An 18930-nucleotide genomic window follows, 5' to 3' on the forward strand; every position below is an offset into this window, starting at 1 on the left:
ACGCCTCTTTGCATAGTGAGAACAGGATCAGCCCTTAACCGCCCCCGCGACAACGCCCTTCACAATGTATTTCTGCAGGAAGATGAAGACCACGATCGATGGAAGCACCGCCATTACCATAGCGGTCATGGCATACTGCCAGTCCGAGGTATACTGGCCCACGAAGGTGTAAGCGGCCAGCGTTAACGTCTTCGTCTCCGGTGAACCGTTGACCATCAGCAGCGGGAGCAGGAAGTCATTCCAGATCCACATGACATCGATGATGACGATGGTCGTGGTGACCGATTTCAACAGCGGGAAGATCACGCTGAAGAACAGGCGGAAGCCGGAAGCGCCGTCAATCGTCGCACTCTCGTCAATCTCTGTCGGGATACCCTTCACGAAGCCGTGATAGATGAACACCGCCAGTGGAGCGCCGAAGCCCCAATACAGGAGACCCAGTCCCCAGGTGCTCTCCGACAGGTTGAGGTTCTTGGCGGTCTGGAGGACCGTCAGCATGATCGACTGGAACGGGATCAGCATCGGCATAATGCACAGGAAGTACAGGACACCGCTCCATCTGGTCTTGGTCCGGGCCAGCTTATAGGCGGCGATGGAGGAGATGAATACGATACCGAGCAGGCCGACACCCGTAATGATGAAGTTGTTCAGGAACAGCCGCGGATAGTTGATGAACTCCCAGACATAGGCGTAGTTGCTGAAGGTCAGCTTCTGCGGGAGGGCGATGACATCGGTCATGACCTCGCCGAAGCTTTTTAACGAGTTAATGATTGTCAGCAGCAGTGGATACAGGAACAGCAGAGACAAGAGGACCAGGACAATTTCCAGTATGATCTTGCCCGCCTTGTTGTGGTTTGTTTTCATTAGGCCTCTACCTCTCTCCGTTTGAAGACTGTCAGCTGGATGATCGTCACGACAAGCACAGCCAGGAACAGGATAAGCGCTTTCGCCGTGCCGTAGCCGTACAGATTGTTCTGGAACGTATCCCTGTAGATATCATAAGCAATACTGTAGGTAGTTCCGCCGGGACCGCCGCCGGTCAGCGACAGGATGACATCGAATACCTTGATTGAATTGGTGAGCGCCATGAACACAGAGATCGTGATCGATGGGGCAAGCAGCGGCAGCGTAATGCTGAAGAATCGTCTCAGCGGTCCGGCACCGTCTACTGTAGCGGCTTCCTTGAGATCCTCAGGCACAGATTGCAGACCGGCAATGTAGATAACCAGATAGAACCCGATGGACTGCCAGATGGATACGCCCAGGATGGAGATGAAGGCCAGTCCCGGTGTCCCGAGCCAGCTTAGATCGAAGATTGCCCAGCCGGTGCTCTCACCCAGCGAGTTGAAGCCCTGCATGAAGATGAATTTCCAGATGAAGCCGACAATCACAAGGCTGAGGATATAAGGGATGAAGAAGGCCGCTCTCAGCCAGGAGGTGCTTCTCAGCTTCATGTCCAGCAGCACGGCCAGCAGAATCGCCAGCACGTTGACTATGATAATGTAGAGCACCGCGTATTTAATCGTGAACCAGGCAGCATCCGAGAAGTTGGTATCGCCGGAGAAGATCTGCTTGAAATTATCCAGCCCGACGAACTTGGGGTGCTTGGAGATCCCGTTCCACTTGGTCATCGAATAGCGGATGGTCATGGCGAACGGAATATAGAAGGCTACAGCGATACAGATCAGAACCGGGAGAGTGAAGATTCCGAATTCGAATTTCTCGCGCCATCTTTTGCCGAGTGTTTTTAACATGGATGCACCTCTTCTTGAGTTATAGGGTGGGAGTTAGTAGGCCTGGCTTGCCACACTTAACCATTCCGGTTAGTCTATATTGTGTATTATAGAGTAGACCCGTATCGTCAAAAATGGATTTAAGAGTACAGTTAAGGGTAAAAAGGTGAACGGACTGCGGAGGCCGGAAAAGTCCCCAAAACCGGCAGCGGGGAGAGCGGAGAGCATCATGAGAAAAGTGTGGGTTAAGCTGATCGAGCCTTTACTGGCGCGGGTGTCCCGCCGCCTGGCTAACAAGCTGATTCTGTTGTTTACGATTATCATCATCCTGGTGGTCAGTTCACTCACCTACATATCCTATAGCATGCTGCAGCGGGAATCGGTCGATAACAGCATTGCCAGTACTAGCAACAACCTGCTCCTGGTCGGACGGAATCTGGAGAGTTATCTGAGCGGGATTGAGCAATTGTCTCTGCCGCAAATCTCCTACGATGAGTTCAATTATGCGCTTTTGCATGAATCGGAAGACTACAGCTCCCGGATGTACGTGGAGGATTATCTGCGGAATCTGTATTTTTCGCGCAATGATCTGGAGGCTGCCTATCTCTATGTAATCAAGGAGCAGAAGTATTATTATGTCACTAAGGAGAACTATAACATCACCGTCCGGGTATCCGAGCACCCGCCTATTGATGACCTGCCGTGGTATAAGCGGGCGCTTAAGAGTCCGTATAACCGTTCCTATCAGTCGTTCGTGGAGGAGCAGCCGGCCAGCGTGAACAGCGCCGATTACCCCGTCAACCATAATAAGGTGTTCATGGGCTACCACCGGCTGATCCGCTCCATTGTCTCACGCGAGCCGCAGGCGGTATTATCGCTATATTTGAACTCCTCCGTGACGGATGAGATTATGCGGGATATCCCGTTCAGCACCGGAGAGCATCTGATGTATATCAGCCCGGACGGCGAGCCCTTCAAGGTGGATGATAAGGAATTCTACCGGGAGAGCAGAGAGGCGGGACTGTCGAAGCTGCTGACACCGGAGCAGAAGGGGCGCGTAACCTGGTCGGATAAGGGGCAGAAATACCTGGTAATCTACGATATCAGCCAAAAGGAAGGCTGGAAGCTCGTCAAGCCGATTCCCTACACCCAAATCTATGAAGCAGCTACAACGACGCGTACGTTAAGTGTGGCGATTGGCCTGCTGTTCCTGATCGTCTCTGTGGTGCTGGTCAGCTTCACCTCGAACCGGATTACCCATCCGCTGAAGAATCTGTCGCTCCAAATGCAGCGGTTCAGTACCGGGAGCTTCGATGCGCAGGCTGCGGTTGCAGGCAAGGATGAGATCGCCTACCTGTCGCGCCATTTCAACAAGATGGTCGAGAAGACGAATGAGCTGATCAATGAACGCTATAAAATGAAAATCGTTGAAAAAAACGCTGTCCTGAAAGCCCTGGAGGCCGAGATTAATCCCCATTTCCTGTACAATGCGCTCCAGGCGATCTCGACCAAGGCGCTCAAGAACAACAACGACGATATTGTCGAGATGGTGGACAACCTGGCCCTGACCCTGCGATACTGCATTAGCGGCAAGGATGTCGTGCAGGCAAGGGAGGAGCTGCGGCATATTGAACGGTATCTGGCGCTGCAGAAGGCGCGGTTCGGGAACCGGATGCAGGTGGTATACGCCTGGGATGAGAGCCTGATGGAGCTGCGAATTCCCAAGCTGTCGATCCAGACCCTGGTGGAGAACTGCATCAAGCATGCGCTGGAAAAGGTATCGAGTACGGTTACCATCACCATTGAGGCGCGTATCACCGGCACACACAGCGTCATCTCTGTGCTGGACGATGGGCCGGGCATCAGCGGAGAACGGCTGGAGCAGGTGCTCAGCTCCCTTCAGATGCAGTGGGAGGACCGCGTAGCGGACACGGCCGAAGAGGACGGTATGGAGAGTATCGGGCTGAAGAATCTGAATACCCGGCTGAAGCTTTTGTATGGAGAGGAGTCGGGTCTGGTCATTCAGAGCACGGAGCAGGGAACACGAATGGATATGCGGCTGCCGCGGGGAGGAGTAGGACAACATGTATAGAGTGCTGATTATTGATGATGAGGAGCCGCTGCGCGAAGCGATTCATATCCTGGGGGATTGGGAGGGGCTCGGTGTCAGCGAGGTGCGGGAGGCGACAGACGGTAAGGCAGGGCTTGAGCTGCTGCGCCGTGAGCGGTTCGATCTGGTGCTGGTCGATATGAAAATGCCGGAGCTGAGCGGAGCCGAGCTGCTGCAGATTGCCGAGCAGGAATTCCCGGACCTGCTGCTGATTGTGATCAGCGGCTATAATGATTTCGAGTATACGCGCCAGGCCATCCGCTCGAAGGTGGTGGATTACCTGCTGAAGCCGGTGAACCGCACAGATCTTAACCATGCACTGCGCAAGGCGGTGGGGGTGCTGGAGGCCAAGCGGAAGCGGGAGAGCGAGTTCATAAGCCGCAATATTACACTCAATATGTCGCTGCCGAAGCTGAAGGAGAAGATGTATCTGTCCATCATTGACCGGAGCTTCAAGACCCAGTCCAATGAGGCTTTTCTCCCGCTGATCGGGGCGGACGGGGCGGCCAGCCACTTCGCTGTCGGCCTGCTGCGGATGCTGAATCTGGAGAAGGTGCGTAAGGAAAGATTCCATGGGGACCGGGATCTGCTGCATTTCGCCGTAACGAATGTAATGAACGAGAACACGGACGGGCAGTTCGAGTCATTCAGCTTCGCCAGCCCCAAGGGGGAACGCGAATTCATTGCCATCTTCACCATGAAGGGCGGTTATGAAGCGGATGCGGCCTTCCTGTCGCTGCACCATATGAAAAAAGCAGCCTCTACCCTGAAGGAGCTGTTCGGGATCATCTGTGCAGGCGGAATCGGGGAGCCTTGCAGTGATTCGCTCAGCATTGCCGCTTCTTATGAGCAGGCCAAAGCATCACTAGATACGATTGACCTGCTCAGCCTGAGGGGCAGCCTGATTGTGCAGGGCATCGTGATGAATCCCGTAGCGAAGGATATTCCCTCCCTGACCGGGCGGATGCCGCAGATCCGCAGCGCGCTGGAGGGCGGGAATGTGAACCATGCCCGCAGCATCCTCAGCGAATTCATCCGCAAATGCCAGGAGACGGAAGGTTTTACTCTTGGTGAAGCGGACCGGACCCTGCAGGGCTTTCTCCTGCTGCTGGGCGAGATTGCTGCCCAGCTGGGTGCCATGCCGCCGCAGATCCGCAGCGGGAAGGACAGCAGCCTGGCACCTCTGGGCATCCTCAGCGACTTCTCCTCCTTTGAGCAGTTTGCGGGCGTGCTTAATGATATCTTCGACCGTTATGCGGGTGAGATCAGCCGGACAGTGGCCGGAGACCGCAGCAGCGTGCTGGAGAATATCAAGGCATATATTGATAACCATTATTTCGAGGATATTAAAATATCGATGTTCACGGAACAATATTTCCTGAGCAGAGAGTATCTGATGAAGCTGTTCAAGGGACAATACGGCTACGGCATTCACGAGTATGTGCAAAAGGTAAGGATGGACAAGGCTAAAGCATTGCTACGCGACCCTGCCCTCAAAATTCAGGATATCTCTGAAATGCTGGGATACAAGGACAAGAACTATTTCAGCAAGGCTTTTCGCAATTACTATGATTGCTCCCCTTCTGAGTTCCGGCTGCAGCTGCCAGGGGTAGAAAAGTGAAACGGTTACATGGACACTTTTTTACCCTCATCAGTTCACTTATGTACATTCTTATCCTTTTTCTTTTTATTTAGAATGATGAGCAAGACCACAAGATGCATAAGGAAAAAGGGGGCAACATCATGTTAAAACGATTCATGGCATTATCTGCGAGTCTGCTGCTGGTGGGCGGACTGCTGGCCGGCTGCGGCGGAAATAGCACCAATAATACCGCTAACAACACAGGTGGAACGGCCGGGGCAGGCAATACACCTACGGATTCCGCCAAGCCCGTCACGATTAATATGTTCACCGCCTCTCCCGAATACACGGATGCCTTCAATGCTTATATTGCGGAATACAAGAAGGTTAAGCCGAATGTTACGATCAATCTGGAAATCATGCAGGCAGACTACAATACGGTGCTGAAATCCAAAATTGCCGCCGGCAGCACACCGGATGTGTTCCAGACTACGGCGGGCGGGGATATCGATACTTTTGCCGAATACAGTGCCGATCTTACCAATGAACCGCTGGCCGCAGCGATGACTGATGCAGTCCGCTCCAACATGAGCTCTACAGATGGTAAAGTCCTCGGACTGCCGGTGAAGGGCAACCTGTTCGTCCTGATGTACAACAAGAAGCTGCTGGCTGATGCCGGCATCACTGAAGTGCCTAAGACAACTGCTGAAATGGACGATGCAATTACTAAGCTTGAAGCCAAGGGCATCACGCCTTTTGCCAACGCCTATAAAGAGTGGTGGGTATGGAAGCATATCTTCCAGCACTTCGTAGACGCCGCTGCCACAGATGCCGGAACCGATGCCAAGACGCTCGTAGCGGACTTCATCGCCGGGAAGACGACCTTCAAGGATCATCCGGTGCTGAGCGATAACTTCTTCACCTTCATTGATACAACGGTTAAACATGGCACAGACAAGCCGCTTGAACGCGACAGCAATGCTGAGGTCAGTGATTTCGCCTTGGGCAAAACAGCCTTCATGACCGGTAAAGGGGCGTGGGATGAAGAAGCGATTAAGAAAATCACCCCTGACTTTGACCTCGGCATCGCCGGGTATCCTGTCAGTGACAAACCGGAGCAGTCCCAGATTATCACCGGTGCCGATCAGGCACTGCGGATCAACAAGGATTCTGCGGTAGCGGCAGAGACGATTGAGTTCTTCAACTGGCTGTATACCTCCGACTACGGGAAGAGCTGGTTCTCTAACGTAGCCAAGGTCATTCCTCCAATCAAGGATGCTCCGATGCCTGACCTGCAGATGCCTAAGGAAATGGAAGAAATTCTGAAGACGGAGAAATCCGGCGACCTGTCGGTGAACTACTCTCTGGATACGTTCCACCAGAAATTCGGTGAGCTGATGCAGGCTTATATCGGCGGCAGCAAGACGAAGGATCAGGCGATGGATGAAATTCAGAAGGCCTGGATTCAATTCGGGTCTGCGGAATAAAATTTTGATTTGACCTTAACGGCCTCCGAAGTAAGCTTTATTACTGAGGGGGCCTTCTTTCTGTGTAACGCGGATTTCAGGGTGGGGGGTGTAAGTGGCTGGACGTAACTGCGTGAGCTTTGGATTTCCGGCCGCTGTTATGTTTGGATTTCCCGATTTAAACTGCTGGCCGCAGTAGAAATCCAAACATAAAGGCGGTCGCTACCGCTCCTCCAATTCCAAACCTCCCTCCGTTACTTCGCCACTTACACGAGCACCGCAGGGAAATCAGGAGTTACGAATAGAAGAGATGGCCTCATAATCAGGAGGGGCAGGAAGACCAAAGAGATCAAAGAGACAGAGAGAGCAAAGAGACCAAAGGCAACAGAGATACCAAAGATACCAAAGGCAAGAATCTTTGTCAGGAGGCTAAATAGACATGGACAGCAGGCTCATAGACATAGCCGAGAACGGGCTGTATCTTACGATTGAAATTACTGGGGAGCAGGATGTACGGCTGCTGCATTTTGGCGCAGCGCCGCTGGAAGCAGGGAGCATAGAAGAGAAGCATAAGGCAAGCTTCCGGCTGCTGGAGCTGCAGCTGTCGGGGGAAGACCGGGCGGAATATCACGGGCGGACGCACCGTGCATCTTATCCGGGATTGCGCATGGTGTATGACGGGCATAGGGACACGGTGAATCCGCTGGGACGGAAGCTGGAGCTTACACTGGCTGACCCGCTGACGGGTGTAAAGGCAGTACAGCATTATCAGTTCTATACCGGTGTGCAGATTGTCCGTTCCTGGACAGTGGTTCGAAATGAAGGCAATGCGGAAGCGGCTGTGGAGTATATCTCTTCATTCGCACTCACTGGAGTGGACAAAGAGGGCAGCGGAGACCGCAATGACAAGATCGAAGTGAGTATTGCTCACAGCGGGTGGCAGAGTGAGCTGCAGTGGAAAAGCTACAGCCTGCCCGAACTGGGCATGTCCCATCTCGCCGATCGTGGATCGAAGCGGGTTGCCGCCAGCAATACCGGCTCCTGGTCGGCGGCTGAGCTGTTGCCAATGGCCGTGCTGCGCAACAAGGAGAGCAGAAGCAGCCTGTTCTGGCAGATTGAACATAACGGCTCCTGGCACTGGGAGCTGACAGATCAGGCAGATCAGCTTACGCTGCTGGTCAGCGGGCCTACGGAGCATGACAATCACTGGTGGCGGAGGCTCGCCCCCGGCGAAGCGTTCACCTCTGTGCCAGTGGCCGCAGGTGTAGTAGAGGGCGGGTTCGGAGAGGCGGCAGAGCAGCTTACCGCATACCGGCGGCTGATCCGCAGACCGAATGAGGATAATGAGCTGCTGCGGGTGATTTTCAATGACTACATGAACTGTCTGTGGGGAAGCCCGACAACGGAGAAGCTGCTGCCGCTGATTGATGCCGCTGCCGAGGTCGGCTGTGAATACTTCTGTATCGACGCGGGCTGGTATGCTCCCGGCGAGTGGTGGGACGGGGTCGGCGAGTGGGAGCCTTCGGCTGAGCGCTTCCCGGAAGGCATCAAGTATGTGCTGGATGTGATCCGCAGCAAGGGGATGATTCCCGGTCTCTGGCTGGAGCTGGAGGTGATGGGCATCAACAGCCCGAAGCTTGCGGAGACCGACGACAGCTGGTTCTTCATGCGCCATGGCAAGAGGGTCAAGGACCGCAGCCGCTATCAGCTCGATTACCGTAATCCGGCGGTCATTAAGCATGCCGACAGCGTGATTGCCCGGCTGGTTGAGGAATACGGCGTCGGATATATCAAGATGGACTATAATATCAATGCAGGCATTGGTACGGAGACGGGGGCGGACAGCTTCGGGGACGGTCTATTGCAGCATAACCGCGCTTATCTGGCCTGGCTGGACAGCATCTTCGCCCGTTATCCGCAGCTCGTCATCGAGAACTGCTCCAGCGGCGGGATGCGGATGGATTACGCCATGCTCAGCCGCCACAGCATCCAGTCCACCAGTGATCAGGAGGATTATGTGAAGTATGCTGCCATTGCCGCAGGCTCTCCGGCTGCACTGACTCCCGAGCAATCGGCGGTCTGGTCGTATCCGCTGCGCGAAGGCGACGATGAAGAGGTCATTTTCAATATGGTTAACTCGCTGCTGCTTCGCGTTCATCAGAGCGGCCATCTGGCCGAGCTAACGCCAAGACGCCGGGCGCTGGTGAAGGAGGCGCTGAATTATTACAAGTCTATCCGCGCCTGCATTCCGCAAGCCTTCGCCTTCTGGCCGCTCGGTATGCCTGACGGTGGAGGGGAATGGGTCAGCTTCGGACTCCGTCATGGAGACATCCGCTATATTGCTGTATGGCGGATTGCCGGAGAAGCGGCTGCGGTCACGCTGCCCATACCTGAGCTAAGGGGCCGCGGGGCGGAGGCCCGGTGTGCGTATCCTGAGGCGCACGGGGCGCAGTGGAGCTGGGACGCCCCGGAAGGCAGCTTGAGCGTTACGCTGCCCGCCGGCAAGACTGCGAGGCTCTTCGAGCTTCGTTCGTAGGGCCAGCTTCATACACCTAGAAGAGGCTGAACAGCTGATACGGGGTGATTTGCATACAAAAAGGGGTATTTCTGCACCGGTGAATGGCTGCTGAAATACCCCTTTTTCTGCTACCTGATGAAGCTTAGGCTTAACAGCAGCAAACGGCGGGTGTAATAAAAGGACAAGAGCAGGAGGAACGCGAGAACTAGGCTGAAGGGCAAGCTGAGAAAGACCGGGACGGAATAGGATGGGGTCAGCCCCATCCCTATGGCACTGACTCCGAAGGTCCGCAGCAAGCCGGCTATCGGAGCGATGATGGCACAGATGAGGCTCCCTGCCACCCAGACGCCCAGTACGGGCAATGCAAATAGGATGACGAATCCTTTTGCCAGATAGTTCAGCAGTATAGGCATTGCACCAGAAGAAGAAGATTTCATGTCGTGTACCTCCATCGTTATGTATTCATCTGAATAATCTTGCCTATCCGGGAATGTGGATGAATCGTCAGCGTCTCCCGGTAACGGATCTCCCGGATGGAGCAACCCGGCCCGAGCGTAACATTCTGTCCGCACACAAGGTCTGCCTGCGTCCGGTATAGGGTGAGGTCAGCCCCTTCAATGATCCCGCAGCGCAGCTTGCGGAAAGGACTCAGCGGAATTGGGAGCAGCCTGGAGGAGGGCGACACGATAATATCACCTGCCGAGGTCATGTGCCTGATCTTGCACAAGGCCCCCAGCTTGATGCGGATGGTGCCGATGCAGGACAAGCGGTCTATACGTACGCAGCCCTCGGCTTTGAATTCTTCTGCGGCAACCTCACCGGTAACAGACAGGTATCCATTGGCCGTGATGCTCACGCCCCTGAGTTCAGGAACGCGCAGACTGCCGAAGCTGCTCAGCTCCTGCGTATTGCAAGATAACCCTATGGAGCATTCTCCTCTAAGCCTCAGGCATGCTGTGGTCAAGCTCCCGCTGACATGCAGGTGGCCCAGCACCTCCACATGGGAGGCATCCATATCCCCCCGGCAGATCCGGGAGCCGTTGATTTTAAGAGGTTTATTGGCCGCAGGTGTCGGGTTCAGTGCAGGCATAGGTTCAATCACCACCGTTTTATACTATTTTAGTAACTATAATATATATTAAATGAAATATTTAATCAATATATGTTCTTTACAAGTGGAAACGGCATTGCCGTCCTTTTAAGGACGGTACCGTTTCAGCGAGAAATAGAAGGATAAGTTATCGTGTGAAACATATAAATTCTATATTTACAAAAAAAACTGCACTCCCCGATGGGAAATGCAGTCTGTGCTTAAAGGATAGCCGTTGATGCTACTGTAACATTCCGCCCATCAGCTCATCAATTCTCTGCAGGGCTGCCGATATTTTGTCAAGGTCAGTCAATGCAAAGGTGTCGAAGAGAGAAAGGATGTGCTGCTTGCCTGATCCGGTGAGAACAATATTGACGACTCTGCGGTCTTCCTTCGTGCGAATTCTCTCGATGTATCCCAGATCCTCCAGCTTATCGCACATGAACGAAGCGGCTCCAGGCGTAATGACCAGCCGCTCTGAGATATCCGTAATATTAAGAGAGCCGGTGAGCTGCAGCAGGAACATCAGCATGATCTGGTTCTGCGAGAGTGACCCTTTTTTCGTAATCCGGTCTATGAACGCCTGTGACTTTTGCTGCACGCTGGCCATATGCTCCATGACGGTATAGACGGCTTGCTCTTTCTCAGCTTCTTTGCTCATGGAAACACTCCAATATAGTATATTACGTAAAATATATAGATTGTATATCTTTCTTGTCAAGTAAAGGAAGAGCATAGTTCCTAAGGAGCAGCCGTAAGCTAAGGGGAAAACCGCTTCAGCCATACCCCTACAGAATTACGGGCAAAAATTGAATGAAAAGAATAAAATGGATATAAAACGGTTTCGATTATAAATTTGTCGAAAAAACTCTAAACTTTGTCGAATTTTTTGTCGATAAATATCAAAAGATGTAGAAATAAAATTGACAGGAAAGAAATAGCACTTTACAATGCAATTATAGAGTAATCATTTCTACTTATTAGAAGCTTTGATAGCTTTTAACACCGAATGATGATCCAAGTGTTATTTCAAGGGAGGATGCATAATGATGAAAGCAACTGGCATAGTAAGAAAAGTAGATGAACTGGGACGTATTGTGATTCCGATTGAGCTGCGCAGAACAATGGGAATTGACATAAAGGATCCGCTCGAAATTTTTGTGGACGGCGAAAAGATCATTCTCAGAAAATATGAACCTACTTGCATCTTCTCCGGAAGTTCCGAGAACCTGATCAACTTCAAAGGTAAAATGGTCAGCAAAGATGTTCTCGATGAACTGATCTCAAGCTTCGACAACGTATAAGTTAAGGTTCTGAGGCAGTATGCAGTATGAACAGAAGGGATCGCAGTGTAAGCACTCCATGTGTTTGCACTGCGGTCCCTTTCTGTAATTAGGGGTTCGTAGACAACATCTGCTGCTTCCTATATCATTAGGGCGTGTGACCGAAGAACAATTGGAAGGGATGATTCACCTCATGAGCAACGAAGAACAGACACAGGCGGGGAACAGACCGCTGCCGAGATTAAACCAGCCGGAAGCCATCGTATTTGATATGGATGGTACGCTGTTTCAGACAGAAAGCCTGTTATTGCCCGCCTATCATAAAATGTTCGATATTCTGCGGGAAGAAGGCCTGCATTCCGGCCCGACTCCGCCGGAGGAGCGCATCCTGGGCAGTCTAGGCATGCTGCTTGCGGATATCTGGAAGAACGTAATGCCGGAAGCGGATGAGGCGGTACACCGCCGGGCGGATGAACTGCTCCTGCAGCTTGAGATTGAGGGGCTGGAGGCCGGAGGTACAGTCCTGTACCCTAAGGTAGTCGAGACGCTGCGTGCGCTGCACGCACGCGGAGTGAAGCTGTTCGTCGCCAGCAACGGGCTGGAGGATTATATCCATAGCATCGTAGTCGTACACGAGCTGAAGGACCTGTTCGAGGGGCTGTACAGCGCGGGCGGCTCGGGCACGGCAACGAAGACCGAGCTGCTCGGCCTTCTGCTGGACAATCACAAGATCGGCAGTGCCTGGATGGTCGGGGACCGTTCCTCCGATGTACAGGCGGGCAAGGGCAACGGACAGACCGTGATCGGCTGCGCCTATGCCGGCTTCGGGCGGCAGGATGAGCTGAAGGGCTCGGATGTCATTATCTCATCATTCGATGAATTGATAGCGCTGTATGATAACAGCACAGCGCAAAGCCTGTAATCAGCCAGGCCAGAAGAGGGCTGTGTATATACAAGCAAGCAGAACCGGATGTCATTTCCGCCTTACTATAGGCGTGAAGGGCATCCGGTTTCATATCTGGCGGAGCGGACGCGGATTCATCTCGAAATTTCATACCTTTTCTCGAATGAGGGCCGTTTCATTGCAGGTGCTCAAATTTTATACTGGTACTGTAAGCGTTTCACCAGGAATGAGCCTCAGAAGCTTGGCGAAGCGCAGCGGCGGCCAGATACTGTATTTGGAGGGATAGGGTTGCACAAGCTGTTTCTGGTTGAGGATGAAGCCCTGATCCGTACGGGCCTCAAGCATTTGATTGAGGAGGTCATCGGCGGCTTTCAGGTGGTGGGTGAGGCAGAGAACGGAAGACTTGCACTGGAGGCACTCAAGAGTGTGAAGCCTGATGTCCTGATCTCGGATATACGGATGAATGAAATGAACGGGCTGGAGATGATCCGGCGGGTCCGTGACCAGTACCCTGAATTGTATATCCTGATTCTGAGCGGGTATGCCGATTTCGAATATGCAAAGCAGGCCATCAAATACGGCATCAGCGATTATCTCCTGAAGCCGGTTGACCGCACGGAGCTGGCCCAGGCCTTAGGGGAGTTCAAGCGCAAGCATGGAGCCCGGAATGCTCTGCCGGGCCAGCCGGAAGAGGGGGAGACCGACCAGAAGGGCAGGCAACTGATCCGCAAAGTGAAAGAACTGGTTGCCCAGCGGCTGGATCAGGAAATTTCGCTGCAATATATGGCGGAGCAGGTGCATCTGAATCATCAGTACCTGTCGGTGCTGTTCAAGACGGAGACCGGACAGAACTTCACGGATTATGTCTCCCGGTGCCGGATGAACCGGGCCAAGCAGCTGCTGAAGGAGACGAATCTCAGAATCTACGAGGTTGCCAAATTATCCGGCTACCTAAGCTCGAAGCATTTCATGGCGGTATTCAAGGACTATACCGGCTGCACCCCAACGCAATACAGGGAGCAGCAGTAATGTAACCGTTCACTTTAGAAGAAGAAGGAGGAGCAAGGATGCGGAAATATGAGGTGGTTGTGGCGGGAGGCGGGGTTTCCGGCTCCATCGCGGCTATCGCGGCAGCAAGAGCAGGCGCCCGGACGCTGATCATCGAGGCGGGGGGGTTCCTGGGCGGGACCCTGACTGCTGCAGGCGTAGGACCGATGATGACTTTTCACGCGGGGGATAAGCAGGCTATCCAGGGAATCACCGATGAGCTGATTCAGCGGCTCCGGGCGCTCGGCAAATCGCCGGGGCATATCCCGGACGCGACGAACTACACCTATTCAGTGACACCGTTCGATGCGGAAGCGATGAAATACGAGCTGGATCTGATGCTGCAGGAGAGCGGAGGCGAGGTGCTGTATCATACGATGCTGGCCGGTGCTGAAGTATCCGGCAGACGCATTACATCGCTTACCTTGTGCAACAAAGGCGGGCTTAGCAGGATCTCGGCGGATGTGTTCATCGATGCTACGGGGGATGGCGATCTGGCGGCCTGGTCCGGCGTCCCGTTCACCAAAGGGCGCGAATCCGACGAGCAGTCGCAGCCGATGACACTGAAGATGAAGATGAGGGGAGTGGACACGGAGAAAATCAAGGCGTACATCCGCGGGCACCGTGAGGACTTTCCGCGCATGAATCTGGATATTACGGTGATGGACTCGGCGGCCAGACTCTCTGTCGTCGGCTTCGACAAGCAATTCCGTGAAGCGAAGGCGCGCGGTGAGATCAGTATTCCGAGAGAGGATGTGCTATTCTTCGAGACGAGCAATCCCGGTGAGATTATTATGAACACGACGCGGATTCTCGGCAAGGACAGCACAGACCCATGGAGCCTCAGCGAGGCCGAGATTGAGGGCCGCAAGCAGTGCCGGGAGCTGGAGGTTTTTCTGAAAAAATATATTCCCGGGTTCGAAGATTCAGTGGTTGTCTCTACAGGCCCGTCCATCGGCGTACGCGGCTCCCGCCAGATCAAAGGTGTGTACACACTGACTGCGCAGGATATCCTGTCGGTGAAGCCCTTCGAGGATGTGATCGCCCATTCCGGCTACCCGATTGATATCCACAGCCCGGACGGCGAGGGAACCGCAACAGATCATCTGGAGTGGGGCGCGATGTACGGCATCCCTTACCGCTGCCTGATCACCAGCGAGATCGACAATCTGATTGTTGTGGGGAGATGCCTCTCGGCTACCTTTGAAGCCCAGGCGGCTGTGCGGACTACACCGACGGTAGGCGCAATCGGGCAGGCGGGCGGTACGGCGGCGGCGCTGGCGGTCCGGGAAGGAGTTCCAGTGCAGCAGGTGGATTATAAGAGACTACAGGAGATGCTTGTGGCGCACGGCGCTTATCTGGAAGTGTAACGCGCGGCGCCATAACTGTAATATGTGCAACTAAAGTGGCCAGTTATTAAGCTGTGTGTAGTTTAATTGTATTCCATACAGTTAAAAATCCCCATATATCGTAAAATCGGACATATCGTTAATTTTAATTGTACAAAGTACAGCTATCCTGAGAAATCCGGGTTTTCGAAGTCTTTTAACTGTAGGAAATACATCTAACTGTTGTTGGCTGTTGTTAGCTGTTGTTAGCATCTACCCTTGGCTGCAATTAAATGCTTGTACCTCATCAAAGTTCTAATAGATTTTAAAATAATTCTTATAACAACGTATATTCAACAAAACTTTAGGAGGAATTGGTTTGGAAACCGTGCAAATTATCGGGATTTTACTTGTATTCATTGTGTTTGTGGGTCTGATGATGACCCGCAAGCTGACCACACTGCTCGCGCTGCCGATGATGGCGATTCTGCTGGCGGCAATTGCGGGCATCCCGCTCCTGTCTGATAACCCGGACACCTTCACCATCACGAAGGGTGTGCTTGCAGGCGGAGCCATGAAGCTGTCTACCGCCATCGCCGGACTGATCTTCGGCGCCTGGTTCGGCCAGATTCTCAGCAAGGTCGGTATCACGAAGACCATTATCCGCAAGGCAGCGGAGCTGGCGGGAGATAAGCCACTGGCGATTGCCATTATCTTTTTCCTCGCCGCCTCTGTGATCTTCTCGGCCGCGAACGGACTGGGTATGGTTATTCTGGTCGGGACCATCGCTATCCCTATTATGCTGACAGCCGGACTTAAGCCCTTTGTAAGCGGTCTGGTAGTACTACTGGCCAATGCGGTCGGTGTGGTGTTCAACGTCTCTACCTGGGCGATCTATACCGATGTGCTTAAGGTACCAACGAACACGATTGCTTCTTATTCGCTCGTCTGTGCTGTCCCGCTGATTGTGATTGCCCTGATTATGATCGTCTATTACACCCGCAAAGACGGTAAGGTCCGCCGTGCCTGGGCCATGCCGCTTAAGCCGGAATTCCAGGCTCAGGATAACAAGAACGTAAGAGCTATTGCGCTGATCAGCCCGCTTGTTCCGGTGCTGCTCGTGTTTTTCCTGAAGGTGGATATTGTCTCGGCGGTCTTCATGGGGGCTCTGGTCACCCTGCTGCTGGCCACCCCTAAGCGTCCGTTCCATGTGTTGTCGAGTGCGTTGGTTGAAGGCATTCAGGATGTGGCCGGTGCGCTGGGTCTGATGATCGGAATCGGGATGCTGCTTAGTGCGGTAACTGCGCCACAGGTGGCCTCGTTAATCCAGCCGCTGATCGAAGTCATTATTCCGACGAGTCCGCTAATGTACATTCTCGTCTTCACCCTGCTCTCTCCGCTGGCAATCTACCGTGGTCCGCTCAATGTATGGGGACTCGGCAGCGGAATTGCGGCACTGATCGTGGCTGGTGGTATGGCCCCTGTGGCAGCGATGCTCGCCCTGCGTATTGTGAGCAATCTGCAGGCTGTCAGTGATCCGACCAACTCGCACAATGTGTGGATCGCCGATTACACGAAGACAGATATTATTGAAACGCTGCGCAAGACGCTGCCATGGATGTTCGTTGCGGTGATGATCTCGATGATTATCGCGGGGATGATTGCCTTTTAGAGACTCTTAGAGACCTAAGCTTCATGGAGAGGAGAACCTGCTATGAGCAATAAACAAATCAGAATCGGCATCGATGTCGGAGGAACCTTCACGGATGCCGTGGCGATAGATAATGAGACCTTTGAGGTGCTGTCCAAGGTCAAAATGCCCACCACGCACCACGATAAACGCGGAGTCGCCAGCGGGATTGTCCAGATCATCCAGCGGATCATGAGCGAGAACGGGATTCTTCCCGGCGATATCAAGTTCATCGCCCACGGGACGACGCAGGCTACCAATGCGCTGCTGGAAGGCGATGTTGCCCGTGTAGGCATCGTGGGGATGGGTACGGGGCTGGATGCCCGCAGTGCCCGCTCAGAGACCAATGTGGCGGATATTGAATTGGCTGCGGGCAAGTATCTTACTACGTATCACAAGTTCATTGACTCCCGGGAACTTACAGCGGAAGCCATTGAAGATGCGATTGACCAGCTGCTGGCTCAGGGCGCAGAGGTCATTGTAGCCTCGGAAGCTTACAGTGTCGATGATCCGGCCAATGAGCTGAGAGTGATGGAAGCGGCACGCAGCCGGGGAGTGTACGCCACCGGCGGACATGAGATCTCCCAGCTCTACGGGCTGAAGACGCGGACCCGCACAGCGGTCGTCAATGCGAGCCTGATCCCGAAGATGATGGAGACGGCCAATATGACCGAGCAGGCGGTCCAAGAAGCGGGAATTACCTCACAGCTCATGATCATGCGCTGTGACGGCGGGGTCATGAGCATCGACGAGGTGCGCAAGCGTCCGATCCTGACCATGCTGTCGGGGCTGGCGGCCGGCGTGGCCGGTGCCCTGATGTATGAGAAGATATCGGACGGCATTTTCTTCGAGGTCGGCGGCACCAGCGTAGATATTTCCGTGATCAAGAACGGTAAGGTCATGATTGAGAACGCCCAGGTCGGCGGACACAAGACCTATCTGCGCTCGCTGGATGTGCGGACGCTGGCCGTTGCCGGAGGCAGCATGATCCAGATCGGCGGGGGCAAGATCACGGATGTCGGCCCGCGCAGTGCGCATATTGCGGGACTGGAATACGAGTGCTTCACCGGCAAGGAGAACCTGGAGCAGCCTGCGATCGGTCTCGTCAGACCGCGCGAAGGAGACCCGGATTATGTCACGGTTCGTAGTAGGGGAGGACAGGAATATGCGCTGACCCTGGCGGGAGCGGCGAATCTGCTGAACCATGTGCCGGAGACGGATTATGCGCGCGGGAATATGGAGAGCACGCGGATCGCCTGGCAGACGCTGGGTTCTCATCTCGGGATGTCTGCGGAGGAGGCGGCCCGGGCCGCCATGGATATTGCCATCCGCAAGGTGATGGCGGTGGTGAACCAGATGATCAGCGATTATGAGCTGGACACGAGCTTCATTACGCTGGTAGGCGGCGGGGGCAGCGGTGCGGTTCTAGTTCCGGCCATGGCGGCGAAGGAGGGCTTCAAGCACCAGATTGCGAACAACGCGCCGTATATCTCTACGATTGGCGTCGGGATGGCAATGGTCCGCGAGCAGATCGAGAAGACGGTCGTGGGTGCCACCGAGCATGACATCAAGCTGATCCGGGCAGAGATTATGGAGAAAATCGTCCAATCCGGGGCGAACGAATCCACCGTCGATGTCACGATCGAGATCGACTCCCAGCGCAATATTCTGCGGGCAATCGCCACCGGCTCCACCGAGCTGCGCTCGAAGGATCTGGCCAGCCGCGCGGTGCCGGTGAATGAGCTGATGCAGACGGCGGCGGATGCGCTGGGCCAGCCTGCGGAGCAGACGGAGCTGAAGGCAGCCTCCGGCAGATGGTATCTGTTCGAGTCCAGCGAGATTAAGAAGTCGATGTTCGGGCTGGTGAAGAAGAAGCTCAGCCATGTGAGCGTGCTCGACCGTGAGGGGGTGGTGCGCTTCAAGAAGACCAATGCGTATCACCTGGCTTTTCTGAAGAAGAATATGGTTGACCGGTTCGCCTCGTTCCTGGAGGAGAATACGATCTATTCGGATGCAAATGCCACGATCCCCAAGACCTTTGTTTTCTATAAGGAAAAAATGCTCGATTTGACCGGGATGCAAACCAAGGAGCAGCTGTTCTCCATTCTTGAGGTGGAGACAGGGTTGCTCGAGGACAACAGCGAGCTGCTCGCGGTCGTCTACCAGTAGGAGGTGCAGA

At 54.0% G+C, this 18930-nt stretch carries 15 protein-coding genes; 10 read left to right on the forward strand and 5 right to left on the reverse strand.

The window, feature by feature from the left end; all coding sequences use genetic code 11:
* Positions 1 to 27: 27 nt before the first annotated feature.
* A complete protein-coding gene (locus MKY12_RS08135; protein ID WP_339255089.1) occupies positions 28 to 864 on the reverse strand; it encodes a carbohydrate ABC transporter permease in 837 nt (278 codons plus the stop codon).
* Positions 864 to 1754, reverse strand: a complete 891-nt coding sequence (locus MKY12_RS08140; RefSeq protein ID WP_036721513.1) for a sugar ABC transporter permease — start codon at positions 1752 to 1754, stop codon at positions 864 to 866. The genes MKY12_RS08135 and MKY12_RS08140 overlap by 1 nt, the downstream gene beginning before the upstream one ends.
* Positions 1755 to 1962: 208 nt before the next feature.
* Between MKY12_RS08140 and MKY12_RS08145 the strand changes: the two genes are divergently transcribed.
* From MKY12_RS08145 to MKY12_RS08160, 4 genes are all read left to right on the forward strand, one after another.
* Positions 1963 to 3825 (forward strand): sensor histidine kinase, encoded by a 1863-nt coding sequence (locus tag MKY12_RS08145; protein ID WP_339255090.1) that lies wholly within the window; start codon positions 1963 to 1965, stop codon positions 3823 to 3825.
* Positions 3818 to 5464 (forward strand): response regulator, encoded by a 1647-nt coding sequence (locus tag MKY12_RS08150; protein WP_339255091.1) that lies wholly within the window; start codon positions 3818 to 3820, stop codon positions 5462 to 5464. Before MKY12_RS08145 ends, MKY12_RS08150 begins: the two co-directional genes overlap by 8 nt.
* A 122-nt stretch (positions 5465 to 5586) precedes the next feature.
* Positions 5587 to 6912, forward strand: a complete 1326-nt coding sequence (locus MKY12_RS08155) for an extracellular solute-binding protein (RefSeq protein ID WP_209872641.1) — start codon at positions 5587 to 5589, stop codon at positions 6910 to 6912.
* 418 nt (positions 6913 to 7330) lie between these two features.
* On the forward strand, positions 7331 to 9427 hold the full coding sequence (locus MKY12_RS08160; RefSeq protein ID WP_339313394.1) for an alpha-galactosidase: 2097 nt from the start codon (positions 7331 to 7333) through the stop codon (positions 9425 to 9427).
* Between the two features lie 110 nt (positions 9428 to 9537).
* Here the strand turns inward: MKY12_RS08160 and MKY12_RS08165 are convergent, their stop codons facing one another.
* The 3 genes from MKY12_RS08165 to MKY12_RS08175 all read right to left on the reverse strand — a co-directional run bounded on the left by MKY12_RS08165 (position 9538) and on the right by MKY12_RS08175 (position 11160).
* Entirely contained in the window at positions 9538 to 9846 is a 309-nt protein-coding gene (locus MKY12_RS08165) for a hypothetical protein (RefSeq protein ID WP_339255093.1), read from the reverse strand.
* Positions 9847 to 9863: 17 nt separating this feature from the next.
* Positions 9864 to 10499 carry a hypothetical protein gene (locus tag MKY12_RS08170; RefSeq protein WP_339255094.1) on the reverse strand — a complete coding sequence of 212 codons (636 nt, stop codon included), beginning with the start codon at positions 10497 to 10499 and terminating at the stop codon, positions 9864 to 9866.
* Between the two features lie 241 nt (positions 10500 to 10740).
* On the reverse strand, positions 10741 to 11160 hold the full coding sequence (locus tag MKY12_RS08175; protein ID WP_209872629.1) for a MarR family transcriptional regulator: 420 nt from the start codon (positions 11158 to 11160) through the stop codon (positions 10741 to 10743).
* Positions 11161 to 11545: 385 nt separating this feature from the next.
* On the opposite strand from MKY12_RS08175, the gene MKY12_RS08180 reads away from it, so the two are divergent.
* The 6 genes from MKY12_RS08180 to MKY12_RS08205 all read left to right on the forward strand — a co-directional run bounded on the left by MKY12_RS08180 (position 11546) and on the right by MKY12_RS08205 (position 18920).
* Positions 11546 to 11803, forward strand: a complete 258-nt coding sequence (locus MKY12_RS08180; protein WP_036721536.1) for an AbrB/MazE/SpoVT family DNA-binding domain-containing protein — start codon at positions 11546 to 11548, stop codon at positions 11801 to 11803.
* A gap of 172 nt (positions 11804 to 11975) precedes the next feature.
* Entirely contained in the window at positions 11976 to 12704 is a 729-nt protein-coding gene (locus MKY12_RS08185) for an HAD family hydrolase (protein WP_339255095.1), read from the forward strand.
* 270 nt (positions 12705 to 12974) lie between these two features.
* Positions 12975 to 13715, forward strand: a complete 741-nt coding sequence (locus MKY12_RS08190) for a response regulator (protein ID WP_209872623.1) — start codon at positions 12975 to 12977, stop codon at positions 13713 to 13715.
* Between the two features lie 38 nt (positions 13716 to 13753).
* Positions 13754 to 15103, forward strand: coding sequence for an FAD-dependent oxidoreductase (locus MKY12_RS08195; protein WP_339313396.1), 1350 nt, complete (start codon positions 13754 to 13756; stop codon positions 15101 to 15103).
* A gap of 346 nt (positions 15104 to 15449) precedes the next feature.
* Positions 15450 to 16733, forward strand: coding sequence for a citrate transporter (locus MKY12_RS08200; protein ID WP_235191726.1), 1284 nt, complete (start codon positions 15450 to 15452; stop codon positions 16731 to 16733).
* Positions 16734 to 16775: 42 nt separating this feature from the next.
* Positions 16776 to 18920 (forward strand): hydantoinase/oxoprolinase family protein, encoded by a 2145-nt coding sequence (locus MKY12_RS08205; RefSeq protein ID WP_339313397.1) that lies wholly within the window; start codon positions 16776 to 16778, stop codon positions 18918 to 18920.
* Positions 18921 to 18930 lie beyond the last annotated feature (10 nt).

Origin of the sequence: Paenibacillus sp. FSL M7-0896 (genome assembly GCF_037975415.1) — a bacterium.
GTDB lineage: Bacteria > Bacillota > Bacilli > Paenibacillales > Paenibacillaceae > Paenibacillus_AQ > Paenibacillus_AQ silagei.